Origin of the sequence: Lactobacillus sp. wkB8 (assembly GCF_000761135.1) — a bacterium.
GTDB classification, from domain to species: Bacteria; Bacillota; Bacilli; order Lactobacillales; family Lactobacillaceae; genus Lactobacillus; species Lactobacillus helsingborgensis.
Map to the genome: position 1 here is coordinate 427895 of NZ_CP009531.1, position 13012 is coordinate 440906.

At 35.3% G+C, this 13012-nt stretch carries 15 protein-coding genes; 10 read left to right on the top strand and 5 right to left on the bottom strand.

Translation table 11 applies throughout. The annotated features are described in order from the left end of the window. Positions 1–66 precede the first annotated feature (66 nt). Positions 67–1029 (bottom strand): D-2-hydroxyacid dehydrogenase, encoded by a 963-nt coding sequence (locus tag LACWKB8_RS02025; RefSeq protein WP_038521412.1) that lies wholly within the window; start codon positions 1027–1029, stop codon positions 67–69. A 312-nt stretch (positions 1030–1341) separates the two neighbouring features. Here LACWKB8_RS02025 and LACWKB8_RS02030 point away from each other — a divergent pair, with 312 nt between their 5' ends. The 9 genes from LACWKB8_RS02030 to LACWKB8_RS02070 all read left to right on the top strand — a co-directional run bounded on the left by LACWKB8_RS02030 (position 1342) and on the right by LACWKB8_RS02070 (position 8786). Continuing rightward, positions 1342–2196 (top strand): zinc ribbon domain-containing protein, encoded by an 855-nt coding sequence (locus tag LACWKB8_RS02030; protein ID WP_038521414.1) that lies wholly within the window; start codon positions 1342–1344, stop codon positions 2194–2196. A 14-nt stretch (positions 2197–2210) separates the two neighbouring features. After that, positions 2211–3611 carry a zinc ribbon domain-containing protein gene (locus LACWKB8_RS08970; protein WP_052059634.1) on the top strand — a complete coding sequence of 467 codons (1401 nt, stop codon included), beginning with the start codon at positions 2211–2213 and terminating at the stop codon, positions 3609–3611. 165 nt (positions 3612–3776) lie between these two features. Further along, positions 3777–4103 carry a hypothetical protein gene (locus LACWKB8_RS02040; RefSeq protein WP_038521417.1) on the top strand — a complete coding sequence of 109 codons (327 nt, stop codon included), beginning with the start codon at positions 3777–3779 and terminating at the stop codon, positions 4101–4103. Positions 4104–4248: 145 nt separating this feature from the next. After that, on the top strand, positions 4249–4434 hold the full coding sequence (locus LACWKB8_RS02045; RefSeq protein ID WP_038521420.1) for a hypothetical protein: 186 nt from the start codon (positions 4249–4251) through the stop codon (positions 4432–4434). After that, a complete protein-coding gene (locus LACWKB8_RS02050; RefSeq protein WP_038521422.1) occupies positions 4421–5350 on the top strand; it encodes a phosphate/phosphite/phosphonate ABC transporter substrate-binding protein in 930 nt (309 codons plus the stop codon). The genes LACWKB8_RS02045 and LACWKB8_RS02050 overlap by 14 nt, the downstream gene beginning before the upstream one ends. Before the next feature lie 164 nt (positions 5351–5514). Next, complete coding sequence (gene lacA, locus LACWKB8_RS02055; protein WP_038521425.1) at positions 5515–5943, top strand: galactose-6-phosphate isomerase subunit LacA; 429 nt, start codon at positions 5515–5517, stop codon at positions 5941–5943. A 10-nt stretch (positions 5944–5953) separates the two neighbouring features. Continuing rightward, positions 5954–6529: a galactose-6-phosphate isomerase subunit LacB gene (gene lacB / locus LACWKB8_RS02060; protein WP_038521428.1), complete on the top strand. Its 576-nt coding sequence runs from the start codon at positions 5954–5956 to the stop codon at positions 6527–6529. Positions 6530–6689: 160 nt separating this feature from the next. Beyond that, entirely contained in the window at positions 6690–7769 is a 1080-nt protein-coding gene (locus LACWKB8_RS02065) for an AEC family transporter (protein WP_038521430.1), read from the top strand. 18 nt (positions 7770–7787) lie between these two features. Then, a complete protein-coding gene (locus LACWKB8_RS02070; protein ID WP_038521433.1) occupies positions 7788–8786 on the top strand; it encodes an NAD(P)-dependent oxidoreductase in 999 nt (332 codons plus the stop codon). A gap of 43 nt (positions 8787–8829) precedes the next feature. Here LACWKB8_RS02070 and LACWKB8_RS02075 read toward each other — a convergent pair whose 3' ends face one another. From LACWKB8_RS02075 to LACWKB8_RS02090, 4 genes are all read right to left on the bottom strand, one after another. Next, the gene (locus LACWKB8_RS02075; protein WP_038521436.1) at positions 8830–9516 is read right to left on the bottom strand and encodes a response regulator; all 687 of its coding nucleotides are present in this window, start codon (positions 9514–9516) and stop codon (positions 8830–8832) included. A 1-nt stretch (position 9517) separates the two neighbouring features. Next, entirely contained in the window at positions 9518–11113 is a 1596-nt protein-coding gene (locus LACWKB8_RS02080) for a sensor histidine kinase (RefSeq protein ID WP_038521439.1), read from the bottom strand. A gap of 142 nt (positions 11114–11255) precedes the next feature. Beyond that, positions 11256–11546 (bottom strand): PTS sugar transporter subunit IIB, encoded by a 291-nt coding sequence (locus LACWKB8_RS02085; protein WP_038521443.1) that lies wholly within the window; start codon positions 11544–11546, stop codon positions 11256–11258. A gap of 27 nt (positions 11547–11573) precedes the next feature. Then, the gene (locus tag LACWKB8_RS02090) at positions 11574–12041 is read right to left on the bottom strand and encodes a PTS sugar transporter subunit IIA (RefSeq protein WP_052059635.1); all 468 of its coding nucleotides are present in this window, start codon (positions 12039–12041) and stop codon (positions 11574–11576) included. A 204-nt stretch (positions 12042–12245) separates the two neighbouring features. On the opposite strand from LACWKB8_RS02090, the gene LACWKB8_RS02095 reads away from it, so the two are divergent. Then, complete coding sequence (locus LACWKB8_RS02095) at positions 12246–13004, top strand: DeoR/GlpR family DNA-binding transcription regulator (RefSeq protein ID WP_166484938.1); 759 nt, start codon at positions 12246–12248, stop codon at positions 13002–13004. Positions 13005–13012: the final 8 nt, after the last annotated feature.

Genomic DNA, 13012 nt, shown 5'->3' on the forward strand with positions numbered 1-13012 from the left:
AAAATGATTTTTGAGAATAAAAAAGCCAGTAACTCAATCAAGATTACTGGTTTTTGATTATGATATTTAATTTACAACGTTTAATTTTTCACCTTTTAGAAATGCCTGCAGATTTTCAACGACAATACCCAGTAAACGATTGCGAGTTTCGCGCGGTGCCCAAGCAATATGAGGGGTGATATAACAGTTTTTAGCAGAAAGAAGTGGACTGTCAGCAGGAATGGGCTCTTTTTGTGCAACATCAATCCCCGCTGCAGCGATCTTGCCTTCATTTAAAGCGTCTGCGACATCTTTTTCATTAATTAAACCGCCACGAGCAGTATTAATTAAAATGACGCCGTCCTTCATTTGAGCAATTGCCCCTTGATTAATCATTTTCGTAGTTTCTGGAGTTTGTGGCACGTGTAAACTGATGATATCTGCTTTTTGATAAAGTTCGTCAAGTTCAACCTGCTTAACGTAATCCGGTAAATCTGATTTTGGCCGATGGTTCCAAAAAATTATATTCATAGAAAAAGCATGCCCGATTTCTGCCACTTTTTTAGCTATGTTGCCAAAGCCAATTAATCCTAAAGTTTTACCGTTTAGTTCCGTTAACGGTTTTGCCCAAAAAGTAAAATCAGGATTGCTGCTCCAGCGACCTTCATGGACTAATTTGTTATGTAAACCAACTTGACTGGTAATTTCAAGTAGCAATGCAAAAGTAAATTGGGCAACCGCATCAGTACCATAAGTAGGGATGTTAGTTACAGGAATGCCAGCTTCACGAGCTGCAGTGGTGTCTACAATGTTATAACCAGTAGCAGTCACACCAATATATTTGACGTTAGGCGCAGTCTTAAGGACTTTTTCGTCAAGGGGCGTTTTGTTAGTCAAAACAATTTCAGCATCCCCAATCCGCTTTAAAATTTCATCATCGTCGTCCACTGGAGTACGGTCATAAAATTTGCATTCACCTAATTTTTCAAGCGCTGACCAATCTAAATCACCAGGATTTAGAGCATAACTATCTAAATTAACAATTTTCATATCTTTACCTCATACATATCTACAAATCTTCTTTTAATTTCTAGTTTACTACATATACGTCTGAATAATTCGAAAACCTTAAATTGTATTAATGTAGTAATTGCAATCTTATTTGACAGTATTTATAAATAATTTTAAACTTAACGAGTATTCTGCTTTTTTAGTAATATTTAAAAATTATTAACTAGGTTGAAATAAAAAGTGTTAATGTCTTATTTCTAGATTTTTAAGCTAAGATTATGTTTTTAAATAGTGGTATAAATAAATTAGTAAATAAATATAGAAGTTAGTAGATTTATGAAGGAGTTATCTATGAAAAAATGTCCTCAGTGTGGCGCCATGATGGAAAAAGATGTTAATTTTTGTACGTCATGTGGTTATGATTTACGCAATGTTGATGTTCAAAAAGAAAAAACAGCGTCTGCTGCTAATGTAGTGCAAAATACTGCAAAAATGGGACCCCAACAGACTGAACCAGAAGTTCAAGATGTCAATACACCGAACAAAACGGAAGGACAATTTCAAAATTACTGGCAATGGTGTGTTGATTCTTGGCGTAATCCGGGGACTAGCAATCCCAATGTAGCCAGTTGGTATGGTTGGCTAACGATTTTAATTAAAGACGCTCTCGTCGTTTTAGGTCTATATTTTTGTGCCAACACTATTATTAATACGTTAATTGATTGGGCTAATCATAGAGGTAGCAACATTAGCGGCTGGGAAAATTTTCATGTCCCGTTTAACATCATGCTTGAAATATTTGTGATTGTAGTCATTTTTGAAGCAGTAGTAATTGGTGGCTTTTATGCTGGCTACAGATATATTTATGACAGAAAGCTCAGCTTTTTAGAGTTTGTTAACCGTAGTGCCCATGCTTGCAATTTAAACCTAATTCTGGCAGCAGCATTCTTTTTATTAATGATTCTGGGACTTAACAGTATTAAATTTGTCGTTGTTTTATTTTTGGTTATGCTAGGCTTATTTATCGCAAGTCAACACGTTATCTTGTTTGGTGATGATGGAGCGGTTCGCGATAAAATTTATGGGTTTTTAATCGCGTTTGCTATTATATTTTTATGTTTGATGATCTTAGATTCAATTATTTATAGCTCTATGATTCATTCAATCATTAACCAAATAATGGCAACGCAAAATGGATCTATGTAGATAGTGTGAATAAGATGAATGAATCTAAATTTTGTCCTAATTGTGGTAAGCGGGTAAAACCTGATGCCGAATTTTGTCCTAATTGTGGCCAGAAACTCTCTCCTGCAAAGCCCAGCAGAAAAGAATATCGTTCTAACCAGACTAACACTTCGGTTCAACCAGTTGCTAGTCAGCAGAAGGTAGCAGCAAGAACTGTCCGTCATCCGATGAAAAAAAGAAATAAAATTTTGTTAATCTGTTTAGGAATTTTGGTTGTGGCTTTTGCTGCTTTTTATGCTTGGGGTTCTAATCATTACCAGAGAAATAATCAGATTAGTCAGATTGCAGCGAGTCTAAAAAACCCGCATGCTGATTTAGCTCCATATGTGGTTTCTGAAAATCCAAATGCTAGTGTAACCACAGCAGCTTTAAAACCCACTCAGGAATATTATGCTGATCATTATGTTGAAGCTGACAAGATGGCTGAAGCTTTTAAATATGGTAATCAATATGAAAATGTTAGTTTGGTCCAAAATGGTCGCTATTTACTTTTATTCCCTAAATATTGCTTGCAGTTAAAAACATATTCACCGCAAATAAGAACAAATCATGCTAATTCGACAATTTATATTAATAACAAAAAGTTTGGTGGAGTTGATGGCAGTGGTGAAGATTATTATAAAAAGGTCACACCGTTATTTCCTGGTAAATACCATATTGAAGTAAAATCAACTGCATCAGGTCATCAGTTATCGGCTGATAAGAGTACTAATATTTTTTCCAATAAAGAAATTGATATGAATATCAAAACGGTCAATTTTATGATTAAAAGTATTCCTGCAGCTGCTATTTATATTAATGATAAAAATGTGGGTAATCTTGATAAAAAAGGAAATAAAGTATTTAAGGATTATCCGGTAACTGATGATATGAAAATTTATGTGGTTACTAAAGTTGATGGCAAAACAATCAAATCCGAAACCGTTGATTATGATGAAATGGGTTTTGAAGATGATGATGACAGTAGCAGCAATGTAATTAAACCAGAATGGCCAGGTCTAATTAGCAAAGATGATGCTGAGGATATTTTAGAAAATGACTTTAATTCTCCAGAGGAAGATGACTTTATCGGTGGTGCAGAAAATAAAGGCTATCAAGAATTACATTCTCAAAACTCTGGCTTTAATAATGACGATGACATTAATGACTATAATATGGAATGTTCTGTAGTTTCGATTACGCCTGCGCCTAACAACTGTAGTAGCGTAACCTATAAGATTACTTACACTTTTGAACATGATGATTTTGAACATAAGCAGGTCATGCTGTATACTGGGGGACTTTTTAAACAAACTGGTGATAGCGATGACGGCAGTCAAAAAATTAAATCAATTGGTAATGGCAAAATAATTAGTGATAAAAAATACGATAATTAGGAATATTTGTCAAAAAGCAAGTTTATTAAAACTTGCTTTTTTGATAAAAAAATAAAGCTGCTCATATTTTTACCGTCTAGTTGAATAAATCGTGCTATGATAACAGTAACAAAGTGATAATCATATTATTTGCAAAGCAATTTTTACTGCTAGGAGGTATTTTTTATGAAATGGCCGCTAAAAATATATGAATGGACAAATAAACTTTTTCCAACTACTAATAAATATTTTAAAGGAGAAACTGTTTTTTGGAGCTCTACTTACTTGATTACGCTTAAAGGTGGTCTAGTACTAGATGTTAATGATTACCCGGCTTTAAAGAAATTAGGCTATTGGGTTAAGAGTGCTGACCACAAAAATCTCAAAGTTTGGTCACATTTGTCCCAGCCGGAAGTAGAGCGGAAATTTACTGAAATTACGGGATTAACACCGGACCAATATGATATTGGTTCTATTGCGGGCTTATGGCAACTATGGCCTAAAGTTAGCTGATAATAATGATTTGGAGCCACTCTCTTATAGAGAGTGGTTTTAGTATGCATAAAAACAATTAAATTTCCTAATGCAAAACAACTATTATCACTAATAAAATTGTGCTAGTATTTTCATAGATTAAGAAAGAGAGGTAAGTTAACAAATGGATAAATCAATTCAAATTACTGAAGCAGATTTTATGGTTAATTTACTTTTTTCTTATCTCTTTAAATTGTTGTTGCTGTTTTTTAATAAGATCAATAAGGGGCTTAGCGTTATCATCTATGATATGTTGAGCCTTTTTGATTGCTATATTTCCAATGTGGGAGGAAATCATGCCAAAATTTAAAAAGTTTTTAGTCGGCGCAGTTGCTGTTTTAGGGGCTGCTTTTCTGGCTGGATGTTCAAACTCTACTAAAAAGCAAAGCGATAGTGGAACACCCAAATCTTTAAACGTACAATTCGTACCCAGTGTTTCTGCCAACAAGCTAGAGGGAAAAGCCAAGCCACTGGAAAAAATGCTGTCTAAAAGGCTCGGAATCCCGGTTCACGTTTCTGTTTCAACGGATAATAATGCTGTGGTAGAAGCGATGAAGTCTAAAAAAGTAGATGTGGGTTTCTTACCAGGTGACGCCTATGTGCAAGCTCATAAACAACATGCAGCCGATGTCTTATTGCAATCAGAACGATACGGACTGAAGGCTCCGAGTGGTACTTGGACTAAAAAGTTAGTTCATACAATGCGTTCAGAAATTTTAGTCAGAAAAGGTTCTGGTATTAAGAGCTGGAAAGATCTGAAAGGCAAGTCAATCTCCATTCAGGGCCCTACTTCGACAACGGGCTATATTTTCCCAGTAGCTGAATTAAAGCAAAAAGGGTTAGATGTTCCGCGCAGCTGTAAGTTAGTTACCGTTACCGGTCATGACCAAGGTGTGCTCAACGTTTTAAATAAGGATACTGATGCTGCCTTCGTTTTTGAAGATGCGCGCAATAACGTTATCAAGGATAATCCAAAAATTAAATCGCAGGTTGTCCCAATTTATTACAGCCGTCCAGTTCCTAATGATACGATTTCAGTAGTTCCTAGCATGTCTAAGGCATTTCGGGAAAAATTAGCCAAAGCTTTCATTGCTATTGGTAAGTCGAAGAGCGGCAGAAAAGTAATTGAAAATGTTTATGACCATGAAGGATATGTCAGGGCGAAAGACAGTGACTATGATATCGTACGCAAGTACCAAAAGATTGCTGAAGCAATCAAAAAATAACCAACTATTATCAAACTAATTCTTTAATGCACCACTTCTGATAAATTTATCTCAAAGGGTGCATTTTTTAAAAAAAGCAAAATTTCTTTTGCTAAAGAGTACTTTTTCCATTTAAATAATAGTATCAATGTTAATAAATACTCACTTTGAAAGGAGACTTGATTATGAAAGTTGTCATTGGCAGTGATAAAGACGGTTTTGCCCTAAAGGAGAAAGTAAAACATTATCTAAAAGAACATGACTATGAAGTCTTAGACGTTACACCAGAGCCCGCTGTGGACTTTGTCGAATCTAGCCTAAAGGTAACACGTAAAGTTTTGGAAAATGGGATAGAAAAGGCCATCATGTTCGACGAGTATGGAGTTGGGTCAGCAATGGCTTCGAATAAGGTCAAGGGCATGATCACGGCAAACTTAAATGAAGAAAGAACCGCACACATGACCGCCATGCACAATGGTGCCAAGGCTATTGCTCTTGGCAGTGGCATTGTCGGAGAAAAGCTGGCCTATTCAATTGTGCAGCACTATTTAGATGCTAAGTATGCAGGCGGCCGTCATCAGATACGTTTGAATATGCTTGAAGAAATGATTTAAGGGGGATCTCATGTTAGATAACGATAGACCGCAACCGGAATTTGTTGATCCTAAGGTCGATAAGCACACTGTTGTGGCTTTAGGAAATGATCACGTTGTTACTGCTGTAAAAATGGCTATTTCTGATCACTTAAAAGAAAATGGCTATCAGGTAATTGATGAGGGCACCCACGATAATACCAGGACGCATTATCCTATTTATGGTAAAAGAGTAGCAGAAGATGTTGCTTCTGGTCGTGCTGACTTGGGTATTGTGCTGTGTGGTACCGGCATAGGTATTTCAACGGCTGCTGACAAAAACGAAGGAGTTCGTGCTGCGATGGTCGGGGATGTTACCCAGGCTGAATACGCCCGTCGTGAACTAAATGCTAACGTACTGGGCTTTGGCGGTATTGTACTGGGACGCGATTTTATTTTTGATATTGTAGATACTTTTTTAAATACAAGTTATCACGCTACCAGTAAGAATAAGCAGTTAATTACAAAAATTGATCAGATTGCGCAGCCAAATCCTGAACAAAAAGATAATGAACACTTTTTTGACGCTGAAAACAAGAAGTGGGCTGAAGGCGCATATCATGACTAGAAACAAATTTAAAGAATAAAATAAAAAAGCCGTTAGCAAAAAAGCACGGCTTTTTTATTTACATAAGTTACAAAAGGTTACTTTAGTTTGTTAAAGTTACTAACTTCACAAATAAGTAGTATTATTAATGTGAAAAGAATAACTAATAGGAGGAAATAAAATGAATATTGCGCAAGCAATCAAAGTAACTTTTTCAAATGTTGCGATTGTCAGTTCAATAACATCAACAATTTTCATTATTCTATTGGGCTTTTACCTGCGTAAACGTGGTATTTTTACTGAAAAATTCGGTAAAATTTTGTCCAAGATAGTTTTGACGGTTGCATTACCAGCTTTGGCTTTTAACTCATTTATGCAACCGATTAGTAATGAAACTTTATCACAAGGGATGAACGTTTTAATCTGGGGAATTGTAATTTATATCATTTTGATATTCTTGACCCCATTGTCTTATGTTAAATACCCTAAAGATAAAAGAGATGTTTTAGCCGTACTAACTACATTTGGTTCAACTACTTTCTTTGGTATTCCAATTGTAGGGGCTGTTTTTGGTCCTAAGGGTATTATGTACAGCTCCATCTTTAACATCGGTTATCGTATCTTTTTATATTCGTATGCCTACATAAAGATGTCCGGTCTCAAGATGAAGGCCAGCAACTTAAAGAAGATGTTTGTTAACCCAGTCGTAATTGCAACATTCTTGGGTTTGATTTTATGGTTGTGCCAAAATTACGTACCGCAAGTAGCTGTTAAACAAGCAGTTAATGGCGTAATCGATGCCAATGCACCAATAGTTCACGTTGCGTTTTACCGTATTGACCAAACCGCAATTTGGCTATATAAACCGATGCAATACTTAGCAAATCTGGCTTCACCTCTGGCTTGGTTATCAATCGGTTCAACTTTAGGCTCAACCTCATTCAAAGAAGCTGCTGCCAACAAGACTTCTTGGTACTACAGCTTTAACAAGGTTATACTAGTGCCAATCTTGAACTTACTGCTCTTGGTTATTTTAACTGTAACTAATATTTTACCTGTCAGCTACATTGCGTTAGGAACAATTATTATCATGATGGCTACCCCAACCGCAGCTGTTGCATCATCTTATGCTATCAGTTTTGATCGTGAGCCGGTGCTATCTTCTGATGCATCATTTATTTCAACAATTATGGCGGTTATTGCCATGCCAATATGGATCGCTTTTCTGGGTGTTCTGAGCCAGATGGGTATATTTCACTAATTAGGAGGGAAATTCTATATGTTTAAAATAGTAGCCTACGGCGTTCGCGAAAATGAAGTAGATTATTTTAAGAAATTAAATAAATATAATTATGATTTACAACTGGAATCTGACATGTTAACCCATGATAATGTTGAAACGGCCAAGGGGGCTGATGCGGTTTTACTCAGAGCCAATTGTGTGGGTGATGAAACCAACTTGGCCAAATTCCACGAGTGGGGCATTAAATATGTTTTCACAAGAACAGTAGGTTATAACCATATCGATCTCAAGGCAGCTAAAAAATATGATATGAAAGTTGCCCGGGTTCCTGCTTATTCACCATACGCAGTGGCTGAATTGGCTATGACTTTGGGAATGATGCTCTTTAGACATACTGCCTTAGCTACCAGTTTGACTAATAAAGGAGACTTTTCAGTTTCGACTGCAACTTTTTCAGGTGAAGTTCATTCAAGTACGGTAGGTATCATTGGTACTGGTAGAATTGGTGCTACCGAAGCACAACTGTATCATGGTATGGGGACCAATGTTTTGGGCTATGACCCTTACCCGAGCGACTTTGCCAAGCAATATGTTAAGTTTGTAAGTCAAGACGAATTATTAGCTCAATCAGACATTGTTTCAATTCACGTACCGTATTTCCCAGGACAAAATGATAATTTAATAGATGCGACTTTTCTAAGTAAAATGAAGAAAAATGCTGTTCTGGTTAATACCGCCAGATCACAACTGGCAGATTACCCTGCTGTGATTAAGGCAATTAAAGATGGTCAGATTGCTGGTTTTGCAAGCGACGTGCTACCTGATGAAGAAGAAGTATTAGGACATAATTTTAACGGTAACATCACAAATGATTTGACTAGACAATTAACAGAATTATACCCTAAAGTTCTATTAACCCCTCATATAGGTTCATACACCAGTCCAGCTTTAACAGACATGATTAATGTCAGCTATGAAAACTTCCACCAAGTTTTGGAAACAGGTCATACTGATAATGATGTCAAACTTGACTAAAGTTTATCCAATTAAAAACAAGCTATATTAGTAGCTTGTTTTTTTATCTATTCAATTTGTAGATTTTAATTGGTCGACCAACTTTTAAATAGTGTACTTTGGCAGAAAGTTTGCCGGTTTTTTCTAGATAATCCAAGTATTTCTTAGTAGTAATGCGTGATAATTTTGATTGTCGTGCTACATCTTGATTGGAAAATTCACCGGCAAGTTTAGAAATAGCAGCTTCAATTTTGGTTAAAGAAAAGTCCGAAAGTCCTTTAGGCAAACCATTATCATTATTTGAGTTATTAATATCTTGAGTGATAAAAATGCGGTCTAGATCACCTTGTGATACTACGTTGTCTTTTTGCAGCACTTCATTATATTTTAAAAAATGTTCAATTGCCTCTTTAAAACGTTTAAAAGAAAAAGGTTTGAGTAAGTAGTCCAAAATGCCATATTTTAAAGCTATATTGATGTTAGAGCTGTCTTTGGCGGCAGAAAGCATAATGACATTGGGGTGGAGATTATGCTTAATAAATTGTTCCAATAGTTCGGTACCAGAAGTCTTTGGGAGGTAAACATCAAGCAATATCAGGTCAGGACTGATTTTTTTAGTAATTGCCAATGCCTTTGCGGCAGTATCAGTTTGATAAACAGTCAAATTTTCCGGCTTAATAATTCTCGTTAAATATTGTTTGTTAATTGAGCTGACCATTGGATCATCTTCAACTATTAAAATTGTTAACATTTTATTCCTTTTCGCTTTTTTCCTGCAAAGGTAATTCTATATAAAAATTGCTGCCATGAGGCTTACAAGATGAAACTACAAGATGACCACTATAGGATTTAATGATTTGCTGCACAAGTATAAGTCCATAGCCGTGATCTTTGCCCTTAGTTGAATATTTCTGCTTAAACAAATGCTTTTTGACTTCACTTGAAATGCCAGTGCCGGTATCTGTGACTTCAATAATCAAAACCGAGCTTTCGCCGTCAAAATTAATTGTTAAGGTAATTTTGCCACTATCTTTAATTGCCGCTAACGAGTTGTCAATGAGGTTGCCCAGTATTTTAATCAGATCCAAATTCAATTGCTCAGTAACAATCTTTTGCGGTAAGTTGGAGTCTGGCGTAATTTCCAAGCTGATTCTCTGCTCTTGTGCCTGGTTCATTTTCCCAGTCAAGAAACCCACGAGTGCAGGAGATTCAAGTTGCTTATTTAGTTGACCAAATTCTTGCTGGTAATTTTGGTTTATTTGCGCGATGAATGAGTTAACTTGATCATATTGTTTTAATTCAATCATCCCATAAATTGCCTGCAATTTATTTAGAAATTCGTGTGACTGCGCCCGCAGTGACTGAATGTATTGCTGACTGCCGGCAAGCTGCTCGGATAGTTTCTGATATTTGGACTGATCCTGCAGTAAAGCTACTTGACCGAAAATTTGCTTATGGTATACCAGCTGGCTGACTGAAACAATATATTCTTTAGCATTGATCAAGACCAGTTCATTTGTCTTAGGTAATTGCTGGTTATCTGCAAATAATAATTCATTTAAATTTTTATCTAAAGGCTTTCCTACTATTAGAGAGGGAAAAGATTTCTTGGCCAAGTAATTAGCCGTAATCAAAATTTTTTGATTATTAACCACGATAAGCGCTTCATCAATACTATCATTAATAGCATATAATTCTGTGAGCTTAAATGCAATTTCATTTGGTTCCATATCAAACAGCGTTTTTTTAATGTGTCTTGTTATTAATAACGCTAGCAGTATGCCAATTATTAGAGCAACCAAAGAGCCAATTACAACAGATCTTTGAGCGACCCGAATAACTTTACTGATTGATTTATCAGTTAAGCCAACACAAACTATTCCGATTTGCTGTTTTTGCGCGAAAATTGGACGAAAAATACGGTAGCCAGTTCCCAAAACACCCATACGGTGTGAATAATGCGCCTTACCGGAACTTGATTTTTGAGCATCAGAAGGCGAACTAAATTTTTTGCCGATATGATTTTCAGCAGGGTGGGAATAACGAACGTAGTTATTGTCAAGCACCACAATAAAGTCTACTTTAGTCTCTTTTTTTACTTGTTCAGCATATTTTTGGATTGAGTTATCTTTTGTCGGTCTGACTTTTTTTCTTAAAGCAGTTTGTACCTGCTGATTATTGGCCACAATTTTAGCTACACTATTAATTTCTTCTTTAATGATTTGTTTCTGATTTTGCGCTACTTGATATGATGTGATTGTGCCAGCAGTTAAAATAAAAACAATAGTGGTAAAAAAAACTAGAAAAATAGTTTTTGATTGCAACGTAAATCGTGTTTTTTTGAACATAAATCTTCCTTTGTTTTTTGCAATTATGTTTTATTGTAATATAAATTCCAAAATTAAGATTGTTAAATTAAAAAACATAAAAATAAGTGATTTTGCCATTTGGTAAAATCACTTATTTTAATTAAAGAAAGAATGTGTATTGTTATTGCAAATGCAAAGCACTGATAATTTGATCAACTGTATTATCCATATTAATGCCGGTTAGAAAAGCTAAGCCGTTAATGACCGGAGTACCTACGTCTTCAGTATACTTTGCAGTAGTGACGATTAAATCATAGTCATTTGCTTGACTACGTAATTGGGGAATTGAAGTCTGTGAAAAGCTCACTTTATCACTGCCAAACCCCCGTTTTTTTAATTCTTCTTCCAATTTGTTGCGTGCAACTGTTGAAGTGGCTATCCCAGAACCACAAGCTACTAAAATCTTTTTCATAATTCTATTCCTTTCTCTGACTAAATATTAAATGTGAACTTCTTGAAAAATTTGGTTTAAATCAGCAAATAATTCTTCTGCTGTAGTGTATTTCATGAGTTCTTTTAAATGTTGTGAATCTTGCACAATGCCCATGATTTTTTGCAGCATTGATAACTGTCCTTTTGGCTCTGCAATTGCCATCATAATAACAATGGAAACTGGTAAAGTATTTTTGGGTTCTCCCATATTATGAAAGTCTACGGGTTCTTTTAATGTCATTACGGCTAAAGTAGATGTTAATACATGTTCTGAATCTGCGTGGGGAATAGCAACATTAATTTCACCTGTCGGCAAACCCGTGGGAAAGATCTTTTCCCGTTCTAGCACAGCATCTTTATATGTCGAACGAGCATAACCAGCATTTTCCACTTCTAACGCCAAAAATGATAATGCATCATGATCATTTTCGAATTTTTTATTGGGAAAAACAAGGTTTTTATGAATTATTTCCAATATAGTCATCTCCATTAGCTTAAATATTTTTAGAAAAACTGAAGTAGTCTTAAGATAGAATAGCGCTTTCATTAGATGTTTGCAATACCTTTAGACAAAAAAATTGTCATATTTTATTTTTTGCAAAATATTTTTGTCAAAAGTATTGCAATTGGATTTAATCAGTCTTATATTAAATTTGAAGCGAAAAAGAGGAGTGTAAAATTGGACGCAACAAAACGTAGAATGAAAATTTTAGATATGTTTCAATCGCAAAATACTCTAAAAATTTCTTTTATATCCAAGAAGTTAAATGTTTCCAGGGAAACCATTCGAGGCGATTTATCGGTATTACAGGATCAAGGCAAAGTAACTTTGATCCGTGGTGGTGCTATCTTAATTGTCTCAAAGGATGAAACCCCTTACGAAAAAAGATTAGACTTTATGGTCGCGGAAAAAAACGAAATTGCTGAGTCATTTTGTAATTGTATTAAAGAAGGGGATACGATTTATTTGGACTTCGGTACCACGTCCTTGTTCGTAGCTCAGAAACTTCATAGGTTTAAAAAGCTGACAGTTGTTACTAATTCGCTTCCTATCATCAATGAGCTCTATAAAGATGATAATGTTGCACTCTTTGTATTAGGGGGGAGAGCTAGGAAAAATGAAGGGTCTTTTGTAGGCGAAATCGCTCATGAATATTTAGATTCATTAAACATCAATATCGGTTTCTTTAGTGGTGGCGGTTTTGATACAAAAGTAGGACTTTCAAACTTTAGTGTAGATGAGTCTAAATTATCAAGAATCTTTGTTAAGAAGTGCCTAAAAGTAGCAGTTGGGGTTGATCATTCAAAGTTTAATCAGATATACACCCAAAATGTTGCCAGCATAGAAGATATTGATATATTAATTTCAGATTCGATTGATAGAAAAATATATAAAAAACTGGAAGATAAAATTCCAGAAGTAATCTCAAGAAAATGAGGTGTTTA

What these genes read in the sequence shown, in the direction of transcription:
- LACWKB8_RS02050 (WP_038521422.1), top strand. Translation starts at nt 4,421, where the DNA reads ATGCCAAAATTTAAAAAGTTTTTAGTCGGCGCAGTTGCTGTTTTAGGG.
- LACWKB8_RS02040 (WP_038521417.1), top strand. Translation starts at nt 3,777, where the DNA reads ATGAAATGGCCGCTAAAAATATATGAATGGACAAATAAACTTTTTCCA.
- LACWKB8_RS02025 (WP_038521412.1), bottom strand. Translation starts at nt 1,029, where the DNA reads ATGAAAATTGTTAATTTAGATAGTTATGCTCTAAATCCTGGTGATTTA.
- LACWKB8_RS02030 (WP_038521414.1), top strand. Translation starts at nt 1,342, where the DNA reads ATGAAAAAATGTCCTCAGTGTGGCGCCATGATGGAAAAAGATGTTAAT.
- LACWKB8_RS02075 (WP_038521436.1), bottom strand. Translation starts at nt 9,516, where the DNA reads ATGTTAACAATTTTAATAGTTGAAGATGATCCAATGGTCAGCTCAATT.
- LACWKB8_RS02045 (WP_038521420.1), top strand. Translation starts at nt 4,249, where the DNA reads ATGGATAAATCAATTCAAATTACTGAAGCAGATTTTATGGTTAATTTA.
- LACWKB8_RS02070 (WP_038521433.1), top strand. Translation starts at nt 7,788, where the DNA reads ATGTTTAAAATAGTAGCCTACGGCGTTCGCGAAAATGAAGTAGATTAT.
- LACWKB8_RS02080 (WP_038521439.1), bottom strand. Translation starts at nt 11,113, where the DNA reads ATGTTCAAAAAAACACGATTTACGTTGCAATCAAAAACTATTTTTCTA.
- lacB (WP_038521428.1), top strand. Translation starts at nt 5,954, where the DNA reads ATGTTAGATAACGATAGACCGCAACCGGAATTTGTTGATCCTAAGGTC.
- lacA (WP_038521425.1), top strand. Translation starts at nt 5,515, where the DNA reads ATGAAAGTTGTCATTGGCAGTGATAAAGACGGTTTTGCCCTAAAGGAG.
- LACWKB8_RS08970 (WP_052059634.1), top strand. Translation starts at nt 2,211, where the DNA reads ATGAATGAATCTAAATTTTGTCCTAATTGTGGTAAGCGGGTAAAACCT.
- LACWKB8_RS02085 (WP_038521443.1), bottom strand. Translation starts at nt 11,546, where the DNA reads ATGAAAAAGATTTTAGTAGCTTGTGGTTCTGGGATAGCCACTTCAACA.
- LACWKB8_RS02065 (WP_038521430.1), top strand. Translation starts at nt 6,690, where the DNA reads ATGAATATTGCGCAAGCAATCAAAGTAACTTTTTCAAATGTTGCGATT.